The sequence below is a fragment of the Streptomyces sp. BBFR25 genome (assembly GCF_044590125.1).
GTDB classification, from domain to species: domain Bacteria; phylum Actinomycetota; class Actinomycetes; order Streptomycetales; family Streptomycetaceae; genus Streptomyces; species Streptomyces canus_D.
Window position 1 is genome coordinate 1,436,307 of sequence record NZ_CP172447.1, and the last position, 24,251, is coordinate 1,460,557.

The 24,251-nt window shown below is 73.7% G+C and carries 16 protein-coding genes; 11 read left to right on the forward strand and 5 right to left on the reverse strand.

Annotated elements, in window-relative coordinates; all coding sequences use genetic code 11:
* Positions 1–3 precede the first annotated feature (3 nt).
* On the forward strand, positions 4–1,245 hold the full coding sequence (locus tag ACGH52_RS06375) for a sensor histidine kinase (protein ID WP_399938108.1): 1,242 nt from the start codon (positions 4–6) through the stop codon (positions 1,243–1,245).
* On the forward strand, positions 1,242–1,943 hold the full coding sequence (locus tag ACGH52_RS06380) for a response regulator transcription factor (protein ID WP_121703158.1): 702 nt from the start codon (positions 1,242–1,244) through the stop codon (positions 1,941–1,943). The genes ACGH52_RS06375 and ACGH52_RS06380 overlap by 4 nt, the downstream gene beginning before the upstream one ends.
* Positions 1,944–2,282: 339 nt before the next feature.
* On the opposite strand, the gene ACGH52_RS06385 is transcribed toward ACGH52_RS06380, so the two are convergent.
* Genes ACGH52_RS06385 through ACGH52_RS06395 form a run of 3 tightly spaced genes read right to left on the reverse strand, consistent with a single transcriptional unit; the run spans position 2,283 to position 3,972 of the window.
* On the reverse strand, positions 2,283–2,621 hold the full coding sequence (locus ACGH52_RS06385; protein WP_076973226.1) for a GNAT family N-acetyltransferase: 339 nt from the start codon (positions 2,619–2,621) through the stop codon (positions 2,283–2,285).
* Positions 2,622–2,643: 22 nt separating this feature from the next.
* Positions 2,644–3,633 (reverse strand): pirin family protein, encoded by a 990-nt coding sequence (locus tag ACGH52_RS06390; protein ID WP_399938110.1) that lies wholly within the window; start codon positions 3,631–3,633, stop codon positions 2,644–2,646.
* Positions 3,634–3,663: 30 nt separating this feature from the next.
* Positions 3,664–3,972, reverse strand: a complete 309-nt coding sequence (locus tag ACGH52_RS06395; RefSeq protein WP_399938112.1) for a GNAT family N-acetyltransferase — start codon at positions 3,970–3,972, stop codon at positions 3,664–3,666.
* 184 nt (positions 3,973–4,156) lie between these two features.
* Between ACGH52_RS06395 and ACGH52_RS06400 the strand changes: the two genes are divergently transcribed.
* Positions 4,157–4,624 carry a MarR family winged helix-turn-helix transcriptional regulator gene (locus ACGH52_RS06400; RefSeq protein ID WP_076973228.1) on the forward strand — a complete coding sequence of 156 codons (468 nt, stop codon included), beginning with the start codon at positions 4,157–4,159 and terminating at the stop codon, positions 4,622–4,624.
* Between the two features lie 551 nt (positions 4,625–5,175).
* Here ACGH52_RS06400 and ACGH52_RS06405 read toward each other — a convergent pair.
* Complete coding sequence (locus tag ACGH52_RS06405) at positions 5,176–5,832, reverse strand: hydrolase (RefSeq protein ID WP_399938114.1); 657 nt, start codon at positions 5,830–5,832, stop codon at positions 5,176–5,178.
* A gap of 300 nt (positions 5,833–6,132) precedes the next feature.
* On the opposite strand from ACGH52_RS06405, the gene abc-f reads away from it, so the two are divergent.
* A complete protein-coding gene (abc-f, locus tag ACGH52_RS06410) occupies positions 6,133–7,836 on the forward strand; it encodes a ribosomal protection-like ABC-F family protein (protein ID WP_399938116.1) in 1,704 nt (567 codons plus the stop codon).
* Positions 7,837–7,856: 20 nt separating this feature from the next.
* On the opposite strand, the gene ACGH52_RS06415 is transcribed toward abc-f, so the two are convergent.
* Entirely contained in the window at positions 7,857–8,615 is a 759-nt protein-coding gene (locus ACGH52_RS06415; RefSeq protein ID WP_121703163.1) for a YqjF family protein, read from the reverse strand.
* A gap of 118 nt (positions 8,616–8,733) precedes the next feature.
* Between ACGH52_RS06415 and ACGH52_RS06420 the strand changes: the two genes are divergently transcribed.
* From ACGH52_RS06420 to ACGH52_RS06450, 7 genes are all read left to right on the forward strand, one after another.
* Entirely contained in the window at positions 8,734–9,912 is a 1,179-nt protein-coding gene (locus ACGH52_RS06420; protein ID WP_399938118.1) for a MerR family transcriptional regulator, read from the forward strand.
* Positions 9,913–10,032: 120 nt separating this feature from the next.
* The gene (locus tag ACGH52_RS06425) at positions 10,033–10,887 is read left to right on the forward strand and encodes a DUF4132 domain-containing protein (RefSeq protein WP_076973233.1); all 855 of its coding nucleotides are present in this window, start codon (positions 10,033–10,035) and stop codon (positions 10,885–10,887) included.
* A 5-nt stretch (positions 10,888–10,892) separates the two neighbouring features.
* Positions 10,893–16,082, forward strand: a complete 5,190-nt coding sequence (locus tag ACGH52_RS06430; RefSeq protein WP_399946661.1) for a hypothetical protein — start codon at positions 10,893–10,895, stop codon at positions 16,080–16,082.
* Positions 16,083–16,135: 53 nt separating this feature from the next.
* A complete protein-coding gene (locus ACGH52_RS06435) occupies positions 16,136–17,305 on the forward strand; it encodes an AAA family ATPase (RefSeq protein ID WP_121703166.1) in 1,170 nt (389 codons plus the stop codon).
* Positions 17,306–17,310: 5 nt separating this feature from the next.
* Entirely contained in the window at positions 17,311–21,018 is a 3,708-nt protein-coding gene (locus ACGH52_RS06440) for a DUF5682 family protein (RefSeq protein WP_399938121.1), read from the forward strand.
* Positions 21,015–23,024, forward strand: a complete 2,010-nt coding sequence (locus tag ACGH52_RS06445; RefSeq protein ID WP_399938123.1) for a hypothetical protein — start codon at positions 21,015–21,017, stop codon at positions 23,022–23,024. The genes ACGH52_RS06440 and ACGH52_RS06445 overlap by 4 nt, the downstream gene beginning before the upstream one ends.
* Before the next feature lie 65 nt (positions 23,025–23,089).
* Positions 23,090–24,115, forward strand: a complete 1,026-nt coding sequence (locus tag ACGH52_RS06450) for a LacI family DNA-binding transcriptional regulator (protein ID WP_121700644.1) — start codon at positions 23,090–23,092, stop codon at positions 24,113–24,115.
* The last annotated feature ends 136 nt before the right edge of the window (positions 24,116–24,251 follow it).

Here is a 24,251-nt window from a genome sequence, read left to right on the forward strand (position 1 = left end):
ACCATGAGCCGCAGCCTGGAGCGTTACGCCGAGCGCGTGGAACAGTACGCGTCGCGCTTCCCGCGCTTCCCCCGCTTCCTGGACGTGACGATGGTGCTGGCCCTCATCGGCTGCGCCTTCTTCGGCACCCACCTCAGCCTCCCCGGCGTCAACAGCCCGGACGCAGGAAAGTCGTTGGAGGTCATGCTCGGCCTGTCCTGCTTCGTCCTGCTGAAGTACCGCACCCACACCCGCACGGTCGTGGTCGTGGTCGCCGGGGTCACCATCGCCGCGATCGCGCGCGGCTACCTGCTCACCCCGATGCTGCTGGCCCCACTGCTCGCCGCGATGTACTGGCTGGCCGTCCTGTGCGACCGCCGAACCGTCCGCCTGTACGCGCTCGTCGTCACGGTGGCCCTGCTGACCGTGAACCTGTTCTCCGACGGCATGCGCGACCTCTCCCCTGTCCTGACCGTGATCGGCCCGGTGTTCTGGATGGCCCTGCCGCTCGTCGGCGGCAGCCTGGCCCGGCTGCGCGGCGACTATCTGGAAGCGGTCAAGTCCCGCGCCGAGCACGCCGAACGCACCCGGGAGGAGGAGGCCCGGCTGCGGGTCACCGAGGAGCGCATGCGCATAGCCCGCGAACTGCACGACGTCGTAGCCCACCACCTGGCCCTCGCCAACGCCCAGGCCGGCACCGCCGCCCACCTCTCGCGCAGCAACCCCGAGCAGAGCCGGAAGATCCTCGACGACCTCACCGACACCACCTCCTCGGCGCTGCGCGAGCTCAAGGCCACCCTGGGCCTGCTGCGCCAGGACGACCGGCCCAAGGGCGCGGGCCTGGAACCGGCGCCGGGGCTCGCCCGCCTTCCCGAGTTGATCGACTCCTACCGCACGGCGGGCCTGGAAGTCGTCGTTCACCAGGAGGGTGTGCGCCGCCCGCTGACGCCGGGCGTGGACCTGACCGCGTACCGGATCGTGCAGGAAGCCCTCACCAACGTCGCCAAGCACGCCCCTGAACGCGCCGCCCACGTCGGTTTCACCTACGCCAACTCCCGGCTGCTCATCACCGTCAGCAACGACGGCCCGGCCACCGCCACCACCGTCAACGGGACGTCCGGCGGTTTCGGGTTGCGGGGCATGCGGGAGCGCGCCCAGTCCATCGGCGGCGACCTGTGCGCGGGCCCCCGCCCCGAGGGCGGCTTCGAGGTCACCACCGCGCTGCCGCTGCAGCCGTCCGCCGCCGTCGAAGGAGAGTCCCCATGACCGTGAAGGTGCTGCTCGCGGACGACCAGGCCCTGTTGCGGGCCACGTTCCGCATTCTGATCGACTCCTGCCCGGACATGGAGGTCGTCGGAGAGGCGTCCGACGGGGCTCAGGCACTGGAGCTGGCCCGTACCCATCACCCGGACGTGGTGCTCATGGACATCCGCATGCCCGGGACGGACGGGCTGTCCGGCACCGCGGCGATCTGCGCCGATCCGGAGCTGGCGACCACCCGGGTGTTGATCCTGACCACCTTCGAGACCGAGGACTACGTCGCCGAGGCGCTGCGGGCCGGGGCCAGCGGCTTCCTCGGCAAGGACGTCACCGCGGACGCCCTGCTGGCCGGCATCCGCACGGTGGCCTCCGGGGAGGCCCTGCTCTCGCCCGGCGCCACCCGCACCCTGATCACCCGCTTCCTCACCTCCCCGGCCCCCGGCACCCACCTGGTGCCCCCGGAACGGCTCGCCGACCTCACCGGACGGGAACGGGAAGTGATGGCGCTGGCGGCCGAGGGCAAGTCCAACACGGAGATCGCCGAGCTGCTGGTGGTCAGCCCGCTGACGGTACGGACGCACATCCACCGCGCGATGACGAAACTCAACGCCCGCGACCGGGCACAGCTCGTCGTCATCGCCTACCAGACGGGCCTGGTCCAGGCGGGAGGGGCGAACGGGGCCTCCGCCGCGGCCAGGAACTAATACACTCGAATCCCCTGGGGTCCGGTCCGCTCACGACCTGGTCGGCCCTGACTTCGCGGCCGCCGTCCCGGGGCGGAAACCGGTCGGTGACATCACCCGAGATCGTCGGCCACCTGATGGCCGGCCACCACCGTGCATCCCCGGTGGTCGACGCACTGACGATGGCCACCGGCCACAGCGGCCTCCAGCCCGGCTGCATCGGGCAGTCGGACAGTGAGTATGTGAGGTACCGAACGGAACCCTTGCGTACCGAGACTGGCGAAGCGGGCGGTGGCCGGCCAGAACCCCAAGACGCCTCACTCCGGGCCCGCCTGGCGCAGGACGTCCACCATCGGAGGCTCAGTCGAGCTGCGCCTTCAACCACCGCAGGACATCGGGCGTGACCGGGTCGGTGATGTCGGCGAACTCGTCGTGTCGCTTGAGGAACTTGGCGACGTAGGGGCAGACCGGGACGATCCGCATTCCGGATGCGCGCACGTCGGCGAGCGCCTGCTGGACCAGTTGCGAGGCCAGCCCCTGGCCGGCGAAGGCCTCGTCGACCTCGGTGTGGAAGAAGACGCGCTGCAAGTTCAGGTCACGGTAGGCGGTCAGACCGGCACGTCGGCCGTCGACCAGGATCTCGTACCGGCGATCGGCGTCCGCACGCTCGACGACCGTAACGGTGGAGGACTCGCTCATGATGCGCCTTTCGTAAGGAGGGTCAGCGGGTCGGCGGGTTCCGGCGCGGCGTGATGACGGCGTTCGGCAGGGCGGGTGCGGGAAGGCGGCCGCCGGGAGAGCCCTCGATGACGCCGAAGCGTTCGGAGGAGGCCTCCCAGTCCTCGCGGGCCTTCACGATGTCCTCGTGGCTGCGACCGATGAAGTTCCACCACATGACGATCTCCTCCCCGAAGGGCGGTCCCCCGAGGAGCATGACCCGCGCCGGGGCGTCGGTCTCGTTCACCATCGTCAGGGTGTCCGCGCCGCGAGGGACGTAGCCGAGTTCGGCGGGCCGCAGCACCGTGTCGATCAGGCGGATGTCCCCGCTGTCCACGAGGAGACCGTGTTCGAAAGCCGCGTCCACGGCGAGCGAGAGCGCCGCGTGGGGTTCGAGGACGATCTCGGCGCCGAGCAGCGGCGTGAAGACCCGGACCGGAGAGGTCCGCCCGACGAGCGAGCCCAGGAAGACCCGGATCTCCGCCCCGTCGACCCGCGCGAGTTCGGGCACGTAGTGCTGGAAGTCCCGGGCGGCGTCGCGGTGTTCCTCGGGCAGCGCGACCCACAGCTGGACGCCGTGGATGACCCTGGTGTCCGGCGTGGAGATCTCCGAGTGGGCGATGCCGTATCCGCCGGTCATGAGGTTCACCTCGCCGGGCCGGACCAGGGAGTGGGTGCCCAGGGTGTCGCGATGCTCGACCTCTCCGCTGAAGAGCCAGGTCACCGTCTGCAGTCCGGTGTGCGGGTGCGGGGGCATGTTCATGCCGCCCAACTCGGCGACCTGGTGCGGGCCGTAGTGGTCGACGAAGCACCAGGCACCGATGAGGGTGCGCGCCCGCTGGGGCAGCGTCCGCCGCACGCGCATCGCACGGGGACCGCCGAGGGGGACTTCACGCGCCGACAGGACATCGACCCGGGGAGCATCGGCCGGCCGGTCGCCATCCACGAGCACACCGCAGCACAGAGCCTCGGCATCGCCTTCTTGGTTGCTCACCCAGAGCATCCCTTCAACAGTCTTGTCGTCTCAGTCACTGACCTTGCTGCGGGACTGGTACAGCAGGTCCTGGTACTCGGGGTGCCGACTGATCCAGCCCGCGAAGAAGGGGCAGGTGGCCAGCACCCGCAGGTCCGCGGCGCGCGCCTCGTCCAGGGCTGTGCGCACCAGCGCCGACCCGACACCCCTGCCCTCGTACTCCGTCTCGACCTCGGTGTGCACGAACGCCACGAGTTCCGTCGTACGGATGTATTCCGCGACGCCCGCCACCTTGGGGCCTCCGTCGACACGGGCCTCGTAGCGCTTGGCCTCGGGCACGTCGCTCACTTCGACCGTCATGTGTCCTCCTTGCGGGGGCCCGGTCCCGCTCGACTCGGCAGGGTCCCGTCGGCCAGGGCATCAGCCTAGCCGGACACAGTTGATGCATCAACCTACCTGGCCCTGGCACCCCCACGCCGCGCCGAGGACCGCGCCGCCGTTACCGCCAGTAGATGAGCTGTCAACGATTTCGTAGACTGCCCCCATGGACGCACAGCCGCGCTGGCTCGACCCGGAGCAGAAAGCAGCCTGGGAAAGCTTCATCCGCATGCAGGAGACACTCATCGGACGACTCTCCCGACGCGTCCAGGCCGACTCCGGCATGTCAGCGGCCGACTACGTCGTGCTCGTCAGCCTCACCGAAAGAGGCGACGGCCGCATGCGCTTCCTGGATCTGGCCAAACTCGTGGAGTGGGAGAAGAGCCGGATGTCCCACCAGGTCACGCGAATGGCGAAACGCGGCCTCGTGGCCCGGGAGGAGTGTCCCGACGACGGACGCGGAGCATTCATCGTCGCCACCCCGGCCGGTTACAAGGCGATCGAGGAGGCCGCACCCCAGCACGTCGAGCACGTCCGCCGCCTCTTCATCGACGCCCTGACGCCGCACCAGCTCAACACGCTCGGCCGCCTCTCCCAGCGCGTCCTGGACCACATGGAGAAGCAGCCGGACTGACCGGGCGGGGGGACGCGGCGGCAAGGCCGACGTCGGGCGGCGCTGCCGAGGCTGCGGCATGACGACGGGCAGGCTCAGCCGGGGATGCGGGTGAACTCGTTGCGGAGATGGCCGATCAGCCTCTGAGCGTCGAGCGTCGCGTGTTCCACCCCGGCGACGGTGATGAGACCGCCGTCCGTCCTGCGTGCCGCGCAGACCCACTCGGCCCGGAGAGGGCCGTCGTCGAGGACCTTGCTGTTTCAGAAGTGCTTCATCTCGGCGTGGGCGGCGAAGTGGGCACGGTAGAAGGCGGCGACCTCACTGCCGTGTGCCGACTCCGGGCGGATCTCGCCAGTCGCGTCGGCCGCGAAGCGCATCCGGCTCGCCTCGGGCGTGACCGTGCCGTCCTCGGCCGTTCCTCGTCGCCCGCGAGGACAACCCCGAAGAGGTGCCGCAGTAGTGGTGGACTGACCGCCCGCTCCCCTCCCGGCCGCAGACGGCCGACGGACGGGCAGGGAGAGAAAGGAGGGCCGGGACGGAGTGGGCCCGGCAGACCGGATGCGGCGGTGCCGTCAGGCTTCGTTTCCGGTCGGCGTGGCCAGAAGCTGCGTCTCCCAGGCGAAGGCCACACCGCTGGCACCGCCGTGCTGCGCCTGGACCTCGGCGACACCCGGCACGGTCTTCTCGCGGGCCCAGTCACGCTGCCACTCGCCCAGCACGGCCATCCACGTGATCGGGACCACGCCCGCCTGGATCATGCGCTGCACCGCCATGTCGTGGGCCTCCCTGGAGACACCGCCCGACGCGTCGGTGACGGCGAAGACCTCGAAGCCCTCCCCCGCCGCCTGTATCGCCGGCATGGCCACACAGATCTCCGTCCAGAGGCCTGCGATGATCAGTTTCTTGCGTCCCGTCGCCTTCACGGCGTTCACGACACGCTCGTCCTGCCAGGTGTTGATGAAGGTCCTGTTGATCGGCTTCTGCTCCGGGAACACCTCCTGCAGCCCCGGGAGGATGAGGCCGCCGCGCTCCTCCAGGACGGTGGTCAGAATGGTCGGAACGTCGAACACCTTGGCGGCCTTGGCGAGCCCGACGGCGTTGTTGATGACCATCGTCGGTTCGTGGCTGTGCAGGTTGGCGACCTGGAACGGCTGATGGTCGATGAGGGCGAGCACGCTCTCCTCCGGCGTCAGCAGCGCGCCGAGGCCGGCCTTGTTCTCAGTACTCACGGGGACTCCCCTTCTGGAACTACGCGCCCGCCCGCTCGCGGGCTGAACCTATTGGTTGACGCGTCATCTACGCTAGGCGCCCTGTGATTGATACGTCAACTACCGTTGGGTGCAAGCATTCAGAGGCACTGATGGCCTTCACCAAAGCGGACCGCGATGCCGCACATAACGGGTTGAGGCGAGACGGTTCGTCTTGTTACAGTGAGGTCATGGCTTTCCTCTTCTTCGTCTGAGTCCGGGCACGGCCGATGCCGCCGTCACTGCTGCCCGTAGACCCTTCGTATGTCCAGGGAAGGCCCCATGCGCGACCGCGCCCGCACCACCCTGCCCACTCACGCCCCCGCCGCCGTGGCCCAGCTGTCCGTCAGGTCCGTCACCAAGTCGTACGGCACCCGAACCGTCCTCGACCAGGTCTCCTTCACCGTCCGGCCGGGCGAGAAGGTCGCCGTCATCGGTGAGAACGGTTCCGGCAAGTCCACCCTGCTGCGACTGCTCGCCTCGGCCGAGACCCCGGACACCGGGGAGATCACCCTCCGCTTCCCCGGCGGCACCGGCCACCTCGCCCAGACGCTGGACCTGGACGCGGACGCCACCGTGCAGGACGCCGTCGACCTCGCCCTGTCCGAGCTGCGCGGTATGGAGCGAAGGCTCCGTGCGGCGGAGGAAACCCTCGCCGACGCGTCGGACGAGGAACTCGCCTCGTACGGCGCGCTGCTGACCGCCTACGAGGAACGCGGTGGCTACGAGGCGGACGCCCGGGTGGATGCCGCCCTGTACGGACTCGGGCTGGCCCGGATCACGCGGGACCGCGTGCTGGGCTCGCTGTCCGGCGGGGAGCAGTCACGCCTCGCGCTCGCCTGTGTCCTGGCCGCCGCCCCGGAACTGCTGCTCCTGGACGAACCGACGAACCACCTCGACGGGGCGGCCGTGCGCTGGCTGGAGGAACGCCTGCGCGCGCACCGCGGCACCGTCGTCGCGGTCACCCACGACCGCGGCTTCCTGGAGCGCCTGGCCACCACGATCCTGGAGGTCGACCGGGACGAACGCACCGTGCACCGTTACGGCGACGGCTGGGCCGGCTACCGCGCCGCGAAGGACGCCGCCCGGCGCGGGGCCGAGCAGCGGTACGCGGACTGGGTCGAGGAGGTGAACCGCATGGAGGAACTGCTGGAGGCCGCGGGCAGGCGGCTCGCCACCACCGGCCGCGACCCGAAGCAGGGCTTCGGCAAGCACCGCCGGTCCAGCGAGGCGAAGCTCGGCGGGCAGGTGCGCACGGTGCGGGAGCGCCTGGCCCAGCTGCGGCGCAACCCGGTGACGGCGCCGCCGGAACCGCTCCGGTTCACGACACCGCTGTTGCCGGCCGACGGCGCCCCGCCCCGGGGCACGCTCGCCAAGTTGGACCACGTACGGGTCGGCGAACGGCTGCGTTTCAACGGCCTTCTGGCGATCGAGCCCGGCGCGCGCCTCCTCGTCACGGGCGAGAACGGCGCCGGCAAGACGACGCTGCTGCGCGTCCTCGCAGGTGATCTGCGTCCCGATGCGGGCACCGCGCGCCGCTCCGCGCGGATCGGCTACCTCCCCCAGGAACTGCCGGGGCACACCACACGGCAGCCGCTGCTGGCCGCGTTCGCCGCCGGACGGCCCGGACCGCCGGACGAGTACGCCGAACAGCTGATGTCCCTGGGCCTGTTCCGCGAGGAGGATCTGCGGGTGCCGGTCGCCGCACTGTCCAAGGGACAGCAGCGGCGGCTGCAGATCGCGACCCTGGTGACCCGGCCCGCGGACCTCCTCGTCCTCGACGAGCCGACCAACCACATCGCCCTCGACCTGGTCGAGGACCTCCAGGCAGCGCTCGCGGCGTACCCGGGGGCGGTCGTCGCGGTCTCGCACGACCGTGACTTCCGGGCGCGCTTCGAGGCCGAACGGCTGGAACTGCGCGCCGGCCGTGGCTCATCGGGGCGAACGCCGCCCTCGGCGGCGCGGCCGCCGGGCGCCGCGCAGTGACGTCGCGGTCCCGTCCGAGGTCAAGGGCCGACCGGTACGGCGGTGACCTGCCGGGCGGGACGGCCGAGGCGGACCGGGACACCGGGTGAGTAGAGGACGCTGACCGGGTCGGCTGTCGGGGCGGGTATCCCGGCGCTGGCGACCAGATCTTCGTCGCACGACAGGAGCCCGGCCCGGTACAAGGGCCAGCGGGGGTGGTGATTGGGCAGATACGCCGCCCCGCCGAAGAACATGTTGTGCATGCCCCAGCGGGCGGTGAGGAAGTGCTCCAGGGGCGTGGGCTCCTGGATGCGCTCGCCGGTCCGCAGGGTGATGCGGCTGCGGGCGCCGCGCGGTCCCGGCCAGCGGCGTGAGCTGGTGTAGGTGACGGTGTCGCCCACGGAGCGGACGGTCATGCGGGACCACTGGTAGGGCAGCCGGAAACCGGCCCGGCCCATCAGCACCGGTACCAGCCGCGAGGCGTCCATCGACCGGAAGACCACGCCGCGCCGCCCGTGCGCGTCCACGCTGTACAGACGCACGTTGGTCTCCGGGAACGAACCGAAGTACGGGATCCCGGGCAGCCGGAACCATCCGACCCGGTGCATGCGGAACGCGACGAGGCCTACGTACGTGAGCCCGTCGTGCGTGTCGGGGACGGTGCCGCGCGGCATCAGTCCCGCCACGGCGGCGGGTTCGACGGCCCAGTGGAGGAAGGCGAGGTCGAGCCACTCCTGGGTGAGGAGCGGCAGCCGTATCGGCGTGGGAGCGTCCGGGGTGACGGCACTGGGCTTCTGCACGGCGCAAGAATGACAGACGGACGCGCCCCGCTGAACGGCCGGCCGCCACCGCGGGAGCCGTCCCGTGATTGACCCTCGACCTGGTCGAGGGACCAGGGTGCGGGATGTGGAGAGCGAGATGCGCAGCATCGGGGAGATGGCCCGCGACAGCGGACTGGGCGTGAGCGCCCTGCGGTTCTACGACCGTGCCGGTGTGCTGGTCCCCGCCTGGGTCGATCCGGCCAGTGGCTACCGCTGGTACGCCCCCGAGCAGGTGGACGAGGCGAGGCTGCTGGTCCGGCTGCGGCGGGCCGGCATGCCCTTGGCGGACATCCGGCTGGTCATGGCCGGCTGGTCCGGCACGGACAAGTCTCTGGTGCGAAGGCTTCTCGAGGCGCACCTGCGCCGTCTCGAACTGGGGCTGGCCGAGGCCCGCAGCGAGTTCTCCGCGCTCCGAGCGCTACTCGATCACCGGGAGAATCCCATGTCCCCCTCGCCGCGTACCGGCACCGTCCGCCTGTCCCTTCCCGCCTCCGCCCTGGCGGCCGCGCTCGACGCGGTCCGTTTCGCCGCCGGCGAGGACCCGGAGCTGCCGATGCTCGGCGGGGTCCTGTTCGACGTCGAGGGCGACGCGCTCCACGTCGTGGCCACCGACCGGTACCGGATGGCCGTCGCGCGCATGGATGCCGCCGGGCGCACGGATGCCGGCGGGCGCACGGATGCCGGCGGGCGCACGGATTCCACCGGGCGCACGGATGCCGGCGGGCACGAGGGCTCGCGCGCACGCGTCGTCGTGCCCGCGCCGCTCGTCGACGCGATGCGCGCGCTGCTGACCGACGACGAGCCCGCCCGCCTCGCCGTGGAGGGTGAGCGCGTGACGCTGGAGGCAGGCGAGCGCCAGGCGTCCGGGCAGTGCCTGGCCCACGACTTCCCCGACTACCGCCGTCTCGTCCAGCTGCCGCCCGGGCGCCGGGTCGCCGTCGACGTGCCCGCGTTCCGGATGGCGTTGGAGACCGGTGCCGTCCGGGCGGCCGAGGAGCGCGAGCCCGGCCGGTCCGCGCGCGAGGTCAGCGTGCTGGCGACGGTCGAGGACGGCACGGTGATCGTCTGCGGGGACGGCGACGAGGACGGGAGCGGGTGCGGAAACGGGGGCAGGGTCGGCGTCGACCGCGGGTTCCTGCTGGACGCGCTCGCCGCCGCGGGCCGGGACCGGATCGTGCTGGAGTTCGGCGCCGATCCCACGGCACCGCTGGCGATCCGCCGGACGGACGACGAGGGCACGTTCTCGCTGCTGATGCCGGTCCGCCTGGACGACTGACGGGGCCGAGGTCCCTCCCCGCGGCCCGTCCTCCGCGCTCGGTCTCCCGCGCCGACGGCGTTGTCAGTGGGCTCGCCTAAAGTCGTCAGCACTTGATCACTGCGGTGCGGGGAGGCACTCATGGGGTGGGTGACGGCCGGGGACTACGAGGTCGCCCTGGACGAGGGGAAGGTGGTGTGCCGCAACGCCGCCGGACGGCGGCTGAAGTCGGTGCCGGCCAAGCTCGCGGACGATCCCGCGGTGGTCGGACTGCGGCAGCTCGTCGAGTGGCTGGAGCGGCACGAACGCCAGTGTCTGAGCGACGTGGAGCGGTGGATGGTGCGGTCGCTGCCCGTGCCCCTCGCCGTGCTCGCCCGGGTGTGGCCCGACCCGGCCTGGCGGTCCGCCCTGCGCGACCTCGTGGTCACCGGTGCCGACGGCGAGGTCGCGGGTTTCCTGCGGGACGCCGACCCCGAGCGCGGCCTCGGCCTCGTCGACCTGGACGGTGACACGGTGCGCATCGCCCCCGACCTCGTCCGTCTCCCGCATCCCGTGCTCCTCGAAGACCTGGAGGAGCTGCGGGAGTTCGCGGTCGAACTCGGCGTCGAGCAGCGGGCCCAGCAGCTCTTCCGCGAGGTGTGGCACCGCCCCGCCGTACTCGACGCCGAGGCCACCTCCGTCGAGGAGTACGCGGGCGGCGCCTTCAAGGAGCTCCGCTTCCTGCACGGCCGGGTCACCCAGCTCGGCCACCGGGTACGCGGCGGATACGCGGTCTGCTCCGTCTGGGAGGACGGCCGGGCTGTGGAGGCCCGCGTCTGGGTCGGCGACTACGACGGCTACGAGGAGACGGAGACCGGTCCCCTCGTGTGGACCGACACCGCCGGGCGGGTGCTGAAGCTGGGCCGGGTCGGGCCGGTGGCCTGGTCGGAGGGCATGCGCATGGCTGCCGCGCTGTACGCCGGTCGCGACATCGAGGACGAGGAGCGGGCCGCGTGAGCGCCATGGACACCACCACCCCGGCGCACGGCGTCACCGGCGTCCGTGAGGCCACCGGGACCGCCGACGCCGCGGCCTCCGCCCTGCTCGAAGCCGGTGCGCTGCTGCCGCCCGGCAGCAGCGCCCGGGAGGACGCCGACACCCTCACCGTGCGTACGTACACCCATGCCGCGCTGGGCGAGCGCAGCGTCGTCCGGCTGGTGCCGGGCACCCTCGGAGAGGCCGAGGACCTCGCCCTGGACTTCCTGGGGCTCGTGCGGGACGCGGAGACCCCCGAGGTGGGGCAGGTCAGGCGGGAGACCCTCGGATTCCCCGCCTGGGCCCTGGTCAACGACCCGGCCAACGGACATCACGCGCTGGCCCTGGTCAAGGACGTGGAGCGGCTCGCGCGCCAGGCCAAGTCCCGTCCCGGCACCGCCAAGGAGGGCTTCGAGAAGCTCGGCGAACGGCTCGGCCGCGCCGTGCCGCACTTCCTGCCGACCTTCTACGAGCAGGCCGCACGGATCTTCCTCCAGTTCGACAACACCACTTATGCCGCAGCCTTCTTCGGCAAGGCCCGAGAGGCGGAGCGGGTGCACGCCCTCGCCGTCGACGAACAGCGGCAGCGTGCGGTGTTCCTGGAGTTCGCGTTCGCCGGGGCGCTGACCGTCAAGGCGTTGAAGCAGCATGTGAAGGATCTCGCCGCCCGGTTGGACGCCGCCGAGGCGTGGGCCCAGTTCCGACAGCTGGCCGTGGAGCGCTGTGCGGCCGGGGTGCCGCCGTACGCGTCGCTGCCGCAGGACGCGCGCGTGCTGATCAAGGCGGCCGGGCTGCCCAGGGTGCAGGCGGAGTGCGACCTCGTCGCCGACCTCGTCGCCTCGCCCGCCGCCGTCCGCGCTCCGGCCTCTTTCTGGACCGCCTACCGGGCGACCCTGAGCGTCCTCACCGAGCAGCGGCCCGCCGTTCGGGCCCGGCTCCTGGAGATCATGCCGACGGGGCTGGAGCACGACGCCAAGAGCGACGAGTTCTGGCTGGACCTGCTGGCCGAGTGCGGTGCCGACCGGCTGCTGACCGGTGAGGACGCCGGGACGGCGGACGGCCAGGACGCGGCGGACGGCGAGGCCGCGGTCGAGGCCACGGGTGGGGTCGACGCGGCGGACTGGCTGAGCCGTTGGGCCGCCCACCGCAAGCGCGGCGCCACGGTGTGCGACAGCTCCCCCGCCACGCTCGGTCTCGTCGCGCGGATGGCACCCCGGTTGCGCGCCGACGGACGGCCCGTCGACCTGTTCACCGGCCGCCGGCACGCGGGCGTCGACATCTCCCTGCTCGACCTGTGCGCGGCGGAGGACGTTCCCCTCGCCCTGCCCGCTCCCGACGCCGAGGTCCACCTCGGACTGGACCGCTGGGTACGCGACACCCGGCCCGAGCGACGTGACCTGGCCGCCGTGGCCGCGGACCCGCGACTGCGCCCCCTGCTGCTGCGAGCGGTCGGCGCCGCAGGGCACGAGCGGCAGTCGGGCCGGGTACTGGACCACCTCGCCGACCATCCCGTGCTCGGCGGGGTGCTGCGGGAGTGGCTGGACGGCGCCGTCGGTGAACTCGCGGGCGCGGCGGGCCTGCCCGGGGCCCGTGAGGCGCTGAACCGGCTGAGCCCCTTCCGGTCGGTGGCTCCCCGGGTCAATCCCGAGGCCCTCGCCCGCGCCGCCGGATACGCGGCGGCTCCGCTGCTCGGGCGTACGCTGCGGGTCGGCATCCTGGACGAACTCGGCTGGCCCGCCCTCGACGAGGCCCTGCGACTGCTCGACACCGAGACCCGGGCCCGCTCCGGAAACGGGGGCGGGGCCGGAGCCGGGACACGCAGGGACCGCGACACCGCGCTGACCGTCAACGAGGCCTGGCCCTGCCTGATCCTGAACCGCGGGCACAAGGCGGTCGTCGTCGGCCCGGACCGGATCCTGCTCGAACACGACCTGCGGCTGCCGGCCGACCTGGACCGCTGGCAGCGCCCGCAGTTCCGCTACACCGACGGGGAACTGCTCGTGGTGTGGTGGCAGGACGGCAAACAGCGCGGCTACTGGTCCAGCCGCCCGTCCGAGGTCCTCACCCTCACCGGCGAGCAGATCTCCCACTGGTGGCGCAACGACGACGTCGCCCCCTCCCTTCCGTTGCCCGGCGGCGGCCGGGCCACCGGCGGACGCACCCTGCACGCCGGGGACACCGTCCTGCCCGCGAGCAGGCCCGTCATCGGCGACGGCACGTCGTACTGGCGGCAGGGCAGGCAGGGGCGGCGGCACGTGTGGCTGGAGTACGACCCGGCGACGGGCTCGCACAGTCGCGCGTCCCTGCCCGCCTTCCTGCGTTCCGGCATCGACGACGACGCCACCCTGCTGCAGGACCGGTGCGAGGTGCTGCCGCTGCAACCCGGCATGGAGCAGACCCCGTTCGGCACCGACGGCGTCGTACTGGGACGCTGGGTGCGTACCGAGGATGCGGCGGGAGAGACGCTGACCACGGCGGGCACGCCCGACGGCCGGACCGTCACGCTGCGCACCGCACGACACGGCGAACGCGTCACCCCGCTCGGCGCGCTGCGGCTGCCCGGGGGCGCCGCACCCGTCGTGGCCCGCACGCGACGCCAGATCGCCCTGTTCGCGCCGGACGACGGCGGCGACGGGGGCGTACTCGGCCGAGTGACGCCCAACGAGCGGGGCGGGGAATTCGCCGCGGGCACACCGTTCGTCCCGCCGGTCTCCTTCTGGCACGCGCTGCGGCCCCGGGACGAGCGTGCGTCGGCCGTCCTGCGTGCCTTCACCGACGAGGAGGCGGCCGACCTGCTGCACGAGGTGGGGCGGGCGCTGGCCGAACGCCAGGCACAGGTGACCGCGGCGAAGGCCGCGGACGAAGCGGCCGGTGACCCCGGAGCGGCCACCTCGGTGGCCGGCGGGTCGGCCACCGACCGGAACAAGCCCGTGGTGCCGTCCGCCGACGACGTGGTACGGCGGACCGTGGCCCGTGCGCTTCCCGGACTCACCGACAAGCGGCTCCTCGCCGGTGTCACGGCTCTGGTCCGCACCACGGTCCAGATCGCCGACGCGGTCACCCGTTTCGTCACGCCGCCCGTGGATCAGCCGAAGCCGGACCGGAAGCGGACCGAGGGGATGTTCGCGGACTACCGGCCCCGGCACGGCGACGACCGCACCCTGCGCGCGGCCGCCGACGGCCTGGCCCGGATGTGGGGATCGTGGGGCGGCGAGGACCAGTGGACCGCGCTCCGGCAGATCCGGGCCGTGAACCACGTGCTGTCGGGCAAGCCCGCCGACGGCACGCGCCTGCCCGACCGCACCCGCCGGTCCCCGCTCGGCGACGGATGGCACAGCGACGAGCACACCGTCCCCCGCATCGGCATGACCTGGCCGAAGCTGCTGGGCGTGCTGCGGCCCCTGGCCTACCGGGCCACCGCACCGACCCTGCCGGCCGCGGAACGGGAGGCGCTGCTCCTCCTGTTCGAGGCGCTCGCCGAAGGTCCGCTCGCCGCTCCGGGGGACGGTCTCCGGGAGATCGTCCTGGGCGAGCCGTACGACAAGCACCGGCAGCGGGAGCGTGCGGGTCAGGTGCTGCGCCGGGACGGCCGGACCGTGGTCGTCCTCGGCTGCCAGAACGTCGACACCGCCCGCGACCGCGTCAACTGGCTCGCGCTCGACCACGATCCGGCGGGTGTCTTCGGAGCCGTCGCCCACTTCACGTTGGAGGCGGAGACCCGGCACGCCGCGGCGCCGACCGCCGACGCACTCGCCGCGGTCGCCCGGCTGACCCGGGAGAAGGGTGCCGCGCCCTGGCAGCCCGAGGCACCCGCCGCCCTCGCCGCGGCCACCCACGGAGGTCTCGGACCGCTCCAGGCCGCGGTACTCCTCGCCGGGCAGCCGGAGCGCCTCGACGCCGACGCACTCGTCACGGCCGGGCTCAAGCCCCGTCAGCTGGACGCGGGCAACCGCATGCTGAACTCACTCACCGCCGAGGACCGGGCGGCGCTCATCGGCGCCCTGCTGCCGGACGATCCGGCCGAGCTGTGGACGGCGGGGCCGGACACGGCCGCCCTGGGCCGGGCCTGGGCCGAGCGCCTGGGTGCCCTGGTCCGGGTGCCCGAGGACCTGGCCACCGCGCTCGACGGCCTGCCCGCGGGGGCCGCCGACGCCGTACTCAACCCGGCGCGCACCCCCTGGCTCAGCCGCACCACGGTCCAACGGCCGGACAAGAACGGCCGGCTGGTCGCGGAGGACCCCGCCGCGGTGCCGCACCGTCACACGCTGACCTCCGCCGTCGACACGCTCGCCTCGCTCGCCTACGCCCTCCCTCACGGCCACCCACTGCGCGCGTCCCTGCCGCACGGTCTGGCCGCGCTGCGCCGCCGCCTGGCCGACCCGGGCCTGCTGCTCGACCTGGAGGTGGGGTGGACGGAGAAGGGCGGCACCACCGCCGCCGAACTGCGCAAGGCGTACGGACTGCCCGCCGCGGGCGGCGCCGACGAGGGCGGCTCGACGCGGGTCGGCGAGGCCCTCGTCCTGCGCCCCTGGCATGGCGACAGGGAGACCGTACTGGTGCGACCGGCCGGTCTCACCGGCCCGGACGACGCCGTGTTCGGGCTGCTCGAAGGGCTGGTGGGTGCCGCGCGCGGCAGCGGGGTGCGGGCGCTGCGCACCATCCTCGGGGACGACCTCGCGCGCGCTCTCGACGCCGGTCTGGACCCCGAAGGGCCCGCCGGAGCCGCCCAGAACCCCGTGGTCAGTGTTCCGGCGCTCGTCACCGAGGTGGCCGCGGCCCATGGTCTGGGCGAGGACGCGGCGGCGCTCTACCTGCAGTTGCTGGCCCTGCCCGACCCGACCGACCGCAACTGCGCGCGCTGGACCGGCTGGAGACCCGCTCGGTTGAAGAAGGCCCGGGCCGAGCTGGCCGCCACCGGACTGGTCGTCGAGGCCAAGCGGTCGCGGGCCGGGCGTTCCCTCTTCCTGCCGTGTGGCTGGCGCGACCTCAAGGCGCCCGCCCTGCCGGTGGAGACGTGGAAGGAGTGCCTCTACCCGGTCGGCGAAGGGTCCCGGGCCGTTCCGCTGGTCCCGGTGCCCGTGTTGTTCACGCGCGCGTGGGAGCGGGTGTGCGCCCAGGACACGCCCGCCTACGAGGAACTCACCACCCGCGCCACCCGCGGGGGGCGCCGACGATGATCCCGCGCGAAGACCCAGTGACCCGCTGCCCGAGACCACCGGAAGATCAGTCGATGACCACCATCCTCTCCCCCGACACCGCCCGACAGATCGTGCCGCCCGAGGACCGGTACGCCTCCGAACTGGCCTTCCTCGCCGCCTACGACGACGGCCCGCGCCCGCCCGCCTGGCGGCTCACGCCCCGCGCCGTGGTCACCTTCGTCATGGGCAGCGACGGCCGGGCCCTGCGGCTGCCCGAGGAAGCCGAGGCGCCCGAGGGCGTGCCGCGCCGGCTGGTGGTGGAGGGCAAGTTCGTGGGTGACCGGGCGCTGGTCGAGCGGTGCGTCGTCACGCTCGCCGGTGAGCGCGGACTGCTGCTCGTCGGCGAGCCCGGCACCGCCAAGTCCCTGCTGTCCGAGTTGCTGTCGGCAGCCGTGTGCGGCACCAGTGGCCTGGTCGTGCAGGGCACGGCGGGTACGACCGAGGACCAGCTCAAGTACGGCTGGAACTACGCCTTGCTGCTCGCCCAGGGCCCCAGCCGGACCGCACTCGTGCCCTCCCCGGTCCTCACCGCGATGACCCGGGGCGGCATCGCCCGCGTCGAGGAGGTGACCCGCTGTCTGCCGGAGGTGCAGGACGCCCTGGTCTCCCTGCTCTCCGAGCGGCGCATCGCGGTCCCCGAACTCGCGGGCACCGAGGACGCCCTGGCGCACGCCGCCCCCGGCTTCAGCCTCATCGCCACCGCCAACCTGCGTGACAAGGGCGTGTCGGAGATGTCCGCCGCCCTCAAGCGCCGCTTCAACTTCGAGACGGTCGGCCCCATCCCGGACCTCGACGCCGAGACGGCCCTGGTCCGCAGCCAGGCACGGGCCTCGGTCGAACGGGCCGGTGCCCCCTTCAAGGTAGATGAGGCGGTCCTGGAAGCCCTGGTCGTCGCCTTCCGCGACCTGCGCGAGGGCCGGTCGGCGGAGGGCTGGGAGGTCGAGCGCCCCTCCACGGTCATGAGCACCGCGGAGGCCGTGTCGGTCGCGGGCGCGCTGGGGCTGGCCGCGGCGTACTTCCCCGGGGACCGCGACGTGCTGGGCCTGCTGCCGGGCCATCTCCTCGGTGTGGTCCGCAAGGACGACCCCGCCGACGCGGCACGGCTGCGCGGGTACTGGGACGGTCCGGTCCGGCGGCGCGCCGAGCAGGGTTCTGCCACCTGGCGCACCCTGTGGGACCTGCGCACGGTCCTGGAGGGCTGACGGCCGTGTCCCGCTCCCCGTCCTCCCTGGGCTCCCCCATCCCCTCCTCGCTGCTGTCCGCGGACCAGGCGGTCGCGGCGCTCACCGGTCCCGGGGCGCCGTTCCTCATCGGCGTACGGCATCACGCGCCGTCCCTGGCCGCGGCCGTGCCCGCGCTCCTCGACCGGGCGGCTCCGGACGTCCTGCTGGTGGAGCTGCCCGCCGAGATGCAGGAGTGGCTCCCCTGGCTGGGCCACGAGGAGACGCGGGCGCCGGTCGCGCTGGCCGCGGCAAGTCGCGAGGCGGGGGCGGGGCCGGCCTTCTATCCGTTCGCCGACTTCTCCCCGGAGCTGGCCGCCCTGCGCTGGGCGGCCCGGCAGGGCGTTCCGGTCGTCGCCTGCGACCTGCCGTTGGCCGACCGCGCGTGGCGGGAGGGGAGGGATTCGGGAGCGCCCACCGCACCCGCCTCGCCCGCCGTGCCCTCGGGATCCGCCGCGCCCGAGCCGGACCGTTCGGAGCGATCGGACCGTTCCGGACTCGGCATGGCGCTGCGGGCGCGGCTCACCGGTCGTCCCGGCGAGGACCTGTGGGACCGCCTCGTCGAGGCCATGGCTCCGGGGTCCGGACCGGAGTCGTTGCGCCGGGCCGCGCTCCTGACCGGTTGGGCGCTCCGCGAGGAGGCCCTGGCCTCCGGAGGCGTGCCCGCACTGGATCTGCGGCGTGAGGCGTGGATGCGCTCCCGGCTGGCCGCCGCCACCGCGGACGGTGCGCGGGCGGCCCTGGTGGTGGGCGCGTTCCACGCCCCGGCACTGACCTCCGCGATCGGCGCTGCCGAACCCGAGCGGGACGGTTCCGGCGAGCCCACCGGCAGCCCTGCGGACCGGCCCGACTGGATCACCTCTCTCATCCCGTACACGTACGCGCTCCTGGACGAGCGGTCCGGCTACCCCGCGGGCATCCGCGACCCCGAGTGGCAGCATCTGGTGGTGCGGGCGGCCGGTGATGCGGGCGCGCTGGAGGAGGCGCTGACGCACACGGCCGTACGGGTGTGTGCGGCGCTGCGCGGGCTCGGGCACCCGTCGGGGCCCGCCGACGCGCGCGAGATCGTGCGGCTGGCCTCGGACCTGGCACGGCTGCGCGGGCTGCCGGCGGCCGGTCGGGGTGAGTTGGTCGAGGCGGTGCAGACCGTACTCGCGCAGGGTGAGCCGTACGGCAGGGGGCGGGCCGTCGCCAGGGCGATGGAGCAGGTCCTGGTCGGCACCCGCAGCGGCAGCCCGGCCCCGGGCGCACCGCGCAGCGGCCTCGCTCCGGCGGTCGAGGCCGAGCTGACGGCTCTGGGGCTGCCCGGGCCCGGGACGGACGGCACCGCCCGGGCCGACACCGCGCCGCGCACCACCGCGTCGGCCACGACCGCGCGGGAGCTGCGTCTCGACCCCCTGCGGTCCGCCCTCGACCGCGCACGCGACCTGTTGCTCCGCCGCCTGACGGTGTGCGGCGTGCCGTACGCCGAGGCGCGGGGCGTCGTCGGTGCGGGCGGCGCCGAGACGTTGACGACACGGTGGGAGGTGCGCTGGACACCCGCCACCGAGGCGATGCTGTCCGCGGTCGGCGTTCACGGTGTCACGCCCGCCCAGGCCGCCGAGGGGGTGCTGCGCGAGCGGTGGCGGGCGGAGCGGGACGAGGGTGGTCCCACCGCCGCACAGACCCTGGACGGACTGCGGCAGGCGGCCGAGTGCGGCCTGCCGGACCTGGCGGACGCCCGGCTCGTGGAGAGCGCCGACGTACTGCCGGGTGCCGCCACACTGCCCGAACTCCTGACCGGGCTGGGTCTCCTGGACCGGTTGCGGGCGGGGCACGTCCCGGGGCTGGGCGCCGACGAGGACCGCGCCCTCCGGGCCACCGCCGTGGCCGAGCTGCTCACCGCCGCGGCGGTACGCCAGGTGGACGGGCTCAGCGGTGCCGAGGACCCGGCGGACGCGCACGCCCTGCTGGAGCTCGCCCACCGCGCCGACGTGCTCGGCGGCGTCCGGCTGACCGACGCGCTCGCCCGGTTGGCCCACGAGGGCTCGCCCCTGATGCGCGGCGCCGCCGGAGCCGTCCGGGTTCTCCTGGGACACGAGGATCCCGCCGTACTCGGCGAGCGCGTCGCCTCCTGGGTCGACGCGGCCCGCGACCGTGCGTCCCGCTCCGCGCTCACCGCCCGGCTCACGGGGCTGCTGACGGCCGCGGGTCCGCTGCTGGAGTCGGCGGCCCCGGCAATGGAGCCGCTCCTCGACCGGGTGTCGGAGCTGGCCGACCGGGAGTTCCTGGACCGGCTGCCGGCGTTGCGCGGCGGCTTCGACACCCTCAGCCCGGCTGCCCGCGACCGTCTCCTGTCCGTCGTCGAGGAGCGTCTGGACGCCGACCGGCCGGCCGACACGGGAGGGGTGGATCCCGTGGCGCTCGCCCTGTGGACCCGCGCGGACTTCATGGCACGGACCACCCTCGACGGACTGCGGCTCCTGCCCTCCGCCGTCCCGGCCCCTCCGCTCCACGAGCCCGCCGCCCCCTACCGTCCTCACCAACCCCACAACCACCAGCCCCACAATCATCAGCCCCACAACCACCAGGCACACCAGCACCTGGCCTCTGCCGACCGCTGGCGGCTCCTGTTGGGCCGCCGTACCGACCGGCTGCCTCCGGTGGCGGCCGCGGCCGCCACCGCGTTGGACGAGCTGTACGGCAGCGGTCGGGGCGAGGGCAGCCGGGGCGACCTGACCGGGCCGGGCCGGGGCGGCTCGGGCGGCGGCCGGGAGCCTGCGTACCCGGGTGTGCGGGAGTGGTCGGAGGACCTGGCGGCGCTGTTCGGACCGGGCATCCGCGAGGAGGTCCTGGCGGCCGCGGCCGCGTCGGGCCGGCCGGACGTCCTGACCGAACTCGACCCGGACAGCGTGCGGCCCTCCGTCGATCTGCTGCGCACCGTGCTACGGCATGCGGGTGGCCTGCCCGAGGCACGGCTGGCCGCGCTCCGGCCGCTCGTGCGGCGACTGGTCGAGGAACTCACCCGGCAGCTGGCCACCCGGTTGCGCCCCGCACTGCACGGCAGCGTCGTGCCGCGCCCCAGCCGCCGACCGGGCGGTGGCCTGGATCTGCCCCGCACGCTGCGGGCCAACCTCGCCTCGGCGCACCGCGGTCCGGACGGCACGGTCCGGGTCGTCCCGGAGCACCCCGTCTTCCGCACCCGGGCCAGGAGGTCCGCCGACTGGCGGCTGATCCTGGTGACGGACGTGTCGGGATCCATGGAGGCGTCCACGGTCTGGGCCGCCCTCACCGCATCGGTGCTGGCGGGCGTGCCCACGCTGTCCACGCACTTCCTGGCCTTCTCCACGGAGGTCATGGACCTCACCGACCACGTCGACGATCCGCTGTCCCTGCTGCTCGAAGTCAGCGTGGGCGGCGGCACCCACATCGCCGCGGGGCTGCGGCACGCCCGCGAACTCGTCACCGTGCCCTCCCGCACCCTCGTGGTCGTCGTCAGCGACTTCGAGGAGGGCTACCCGCTGGGCGGACTGCTCGCCGAGGTCCGCGCCCTGGTCGGGGCCGGCTGTCATGTGCTGGGGTGCGCCAGCCTCGACGACACGGGCCGCCCCCGCTATTCCACCGGGGTGGCGGGGCAGCTCGTCGCCGCGGGCATGCCGGTCGCCGCGCTCAGTCCACTCGAACTCGCCCGCTGGGTAGGGGAGAAGATCGCATGAGCCCACTCCTTCCCCCGGTCAGTCCCTCGGTGACCGCCCAGCTCGTCGGGGCGCTCACACCCAGGCTGCGCAAGCGGCTGGACGCGGGAGTCGCCAAGGTCGCGGGGCGGCCCGTGGTCCGGGACGGCGACATCGTGCGCATCGCGGTCGACGACGACACCGACCTCGAACTGCACGCTCCCGACGGGGTCGTGACGAGTGCGGAGGCGATCCGCTGCGGATGCCTGCTCGCGCCCGACTGCCTGCACCGGGCCGCCGCGGCGTCGGCGGCCCCGGTCGCCGAGCCCACGGATCCGGTGATCGTGGAGCCGCCGCGTACGGAACCGCCTGTCACGGAAGCGCCGTTCACGGGACCGGCGCAGCAGGCGCCTCGGGCATCGGACTCGGACTCGGGCTCGGATTCGGACTCACCGCACGTTCCGGCCCCGGTTTCCGCCGACGGCCCCGTCCCCGAATCGGCCACCCCCGCACAACGCGCGGCCGCTGCCGCCCTGCACGATGCCGCGGCAGCCGTGCTGGAGGCAGGCGCCGAAGGAGCCGGAGCCATGCTTCAGGCGGAGCTGCTGCGGGCGGCGCACACCGCGCGACTCGCCGGCCTCTCGCGCGCGGCCGGGCGTGCTGTCGCCGTGGTCACGGCGTTGCGCGCGGCCCGTGACCACGACCCCGCGCACCGTCTGAGCGACCTCACCGCCGCCCTGCGCGACGTCCTGGTCCTCGCGCACCGCCTCCCGGTGGCCACCGGGCCGGAACTCGCCGGGTTGCGCGGCAGGGTACGCCAGCCCTACACACCGGACGGGTCACTGCGCCTGTACGGGCTCTTCGCCGAGCCGGTCCTCACCGCGACCGGCTACGCGGGTACGGTCACCTGGACCGCCGATGCCGCGGGGCGGCTCCACACGGTCGCGGACGTGGCCCCGGGCGGCGCCGAACGGGCCACGGGCTCGGCGGACCGCGCCGTGCGCATCGGCGACACCTCCCTGACCCCTCGCGAACTCTCCCGCGCCGGACTCGCCGTGTCCGGGGCGACGGTCTCCCCGGCGGGCCGCCTGGGGGCGGGGGCGGGTGTACGGGCCGTGCGCGCGCCCGGCGTCTCGTGGCAGGCCGAGCCACTCGACCGGCTGTGGGCGGTGCCGGTGGCCGAGCAGATCTCCCGTGCGCTGGCGAGCGACCTGGACGTAGCGAAGGCATACGACACCGGCGGGACCAAGGACCCCAACGGCCGGAACGGTGGCGCCGGTCGGCACAGTCGGGACAGCGGAGGCGACCGAGACGCCCGGGACAGCCGGGACGGCCGAGACGGCGGGGACCTGCTGTTCCTCGACGTCACGCTCATCGGTACGGTCCGCGAGGCGGCGGGAGAGTGTCTGCTCGCCGACTGCGACGGCCTGACCCTGCGTCTCGCCGCCGCGCACGACGACCCCGCGCTGCCCCACCGTGAGAACCTCCGCCTCCTCGCGCTGCTCGCCTCCGGGCGGGGTGCCCGGCTGCGCGTGGTCGCACGGCTCACGCCTGCCCCGCTCCCCCGTGCGCTGCTGCTGGCGGCGAGCCGTCCCACCGATCCGGCCACGCACGTCGACCTCGGTCTCGACCGGCTCCGCCGCGCGGACCTGCCCGCCGCACCGACGCCGGACGCACCGGGCACCGCGGGCAATTCCCGGACCGCACCGCACGTTCGGCACGCGACCGTCGCCGACGAGGCTCCCGTGCATCTGCTGCGGCGCCGGGTCCACCAGGCCGTGTCCGGCGGCCGCCGCGTGCTCGCCTTCCCCGGAAGCCGGGACTCCGAGGCCGCCCGCCTGCGTCAGTACGGTCTCGGCACCGCCGGGGAGCTGCTCACCGCGCTGCACGCCACGGCCGCGGAACGGGCGCGCGACCCCTTCGGCCGCCTGCTCCCGGCCGACACCGGGCGCTTCGCCGCGGCATGGCTCGGCGCGGCCGTCTACGCGGAGGAGGTCGACCGCGCCCTGTGCGCCGCCGCGTGGGGCGTGGATCCCCCGCCCTCGTGATCGGCCCGCCGAGCCCGGGCGGCTCGCCGTAGTATCGGATGATCTCTTGGGGGAAGGCGGGCGACATGGGCAGGCAGCGTCCCGGTACGCCGACGCTGGAGGAGGTGGCCGCCCTCGCAGGCGTGGGCCGTGGCACCGTCTCGAGGGTGATCAACAACGCGACCGGCGTGCGGGACTCGACGCGCCGCGCCGTGCAGCGGGCCATCGCCGAGCTGGGGTACGTGCCGAATCTGGCGGCCCGTTCCCTGGCGGGGCACCGTGCCGACGCCGTCGCGCTGGTGATGACGGAGCCGGACTGGCGGCTGTTCGGCGAGCCGTTCTTCACCGAGGTCGTGCACGCCGTCGGCGACGCCCTCACCGACACCTCCTTGCAGCTGCTGCTCACCCTGGTCCGCACGGACACCGAGCGGCGGCGCTTCGTGGAGTACGCGCGCGGCGGCCGGGTCGACGGGGTGCTGCTGATGTCCGTGCACGCCGAGGATCCGCTGCCGGACATGCTCGCCAAGGCGGGACTGCCCACCGTGATGCTGGGGCGGCGTTCCGGCGAGGAGAGCGTCACCTATGTCGACGCCGACAACGCGGGCGGTGCGCGCGGCGCGGTCACGCACCTGCTGGACACCGGGCGCCGCACGATCGGGGCGATCAGCGGACCGCTCGACATGTACGTCGCCCAGTGCCGCCTGCGCGGGTACCGGGAGGCCCTGGAGCTGGCGGGCGCGGCGGCGGGGGCGTCGCTGGTCGTCGAAGGGGGCGACTTCACCGAGGAGAGCGGACAGCGGGCGATGACCGAGCTGCTCGCCCGGCATCCGGACCTGGACGCGGTCTTCGCCGCCTCCGACACACTCGCCGCCGGAGCGCTCAACGCGCTGCGCGCCGCGGGCCGGCGGGTGCCTCGGGACGTCGCCGTGATCGGCTTCGACGACTTCCATCCGGCCCGTCCCACGGACCCGCCGCTGACGACGGTCCGACAGCCGCTGGAGGAGATCGGCCGCACGATGGTGCGGCTGCTGCGGGAGGAGATGGAGGACTCCGCCGCCGCCTGGCGGCATGTCATCCTCCCTACGGAACTGGTGCTTCGGGACTCCGCCTGAGCGGTGTGGCCGTCAGGCCGCCGTCGGGAGCGCTCCCGACGGGGGCCTGTTCCACCTGCGGCTTCGAGATTCGTTCGACAACTCTGGCGCGCACAGTCTTGTCAGGAACATGAACCGCTCCTACAGTCCCCATCAA

What these genes read in the sequence shown, in the direction of transcription:
- ACGH52_RS06420 (WP_399938118.1), top strand. Translation starts at nt 8,734, where the DNA reads ATGCGCAGCATCGGGGAGATGGCCCGCGACAGCGGACTGGGCGTGAGC.
- ACGH52_RS06380 (WP_121703158.1), top strand. Translation starts at nt 1,242, where the DNA reads ATGACCGTGAAGGTGCTGCTCGCGGACGACCAGGCCCTGTTGCGGGCC.
- ACGH52_RS06400 (WP_076973228.1), top strand. Translation starts at nt 4,157, where the DNA reads ATGGACGCACAGCCGCGCTGGCTCGACCCGGAGCAGAAAGCAGCCTGG.
- ACGH52_RS06385 (WP_076973226.1), bottom strand. Translation starts at nt 2,621, where the DNA reads ATGAGCGAGTCCTCCACCGTTACGGTCGTCGAGCGTGCGGACGCCGAT.
- abc-f (WP_399938116.1), top strand. Translation starts at nt 6,133, where the DNA reads ATGCGCGACCGCGCCCGCACCACCCTGCCCACTCACGCCCCCGCCGCC.
- ACGH52_RS06430 (WP_399946661.1), top strand. Translation starts at nt 10,893, where the DNA reads ATGGACACCACCACCCCGGCGCACGGCGTCACCGGCGTCCGTGAGGCC.
- ACGH52_RS06450 (WP_121700644.1), top strand. Translation starts at nt 23,090, where the DNA reads ATGGGCAGGCAGCGTCCCGGTACGCCGACGCTGGAGGAGGTGGCCGCC.
- ACGH52_RS06435 (WP_121703166.1), top strand. Translation starts at nt 16,136, where the DNA reads ATGACCACCATCCTCTCCCCCGACACCGCCCGACAGATCGTGCCGCCC.
- ACGH52_RS06425 (WP_076973233.1), top strand. Translation starts at nt 10,033, where the DNA reads ATGGGGTGGGTGACGGCCGGGGACTACGAGGTCGCCCTGGACGAGGGG.
- ACGH52_RS06445 (WP_399938123.1), top strand. Translation starts at nt 21,015, where the DNA reads ATGAGCCCACTCCTTCCCCCGGTCAGTCCCTCGGTGACCGCCCAGCTC.
- ACGH52_RS06375 (WP_399938108.1), top strand. Translation starts at nt 4, where the DNA reads ATGAGCCGCAGCCTGGAGCGTTACGCCGAGCGCGTGGAACAGTACGCG.
- ACGH52_RS06395 (WP_399938112.1), bottom strand. Translation starts at nt 3,972, where the DNA reads ATGACGGTCGAAGTGAGCGACGTGCCCGAGGCCAAGCGCTACGAGGCC.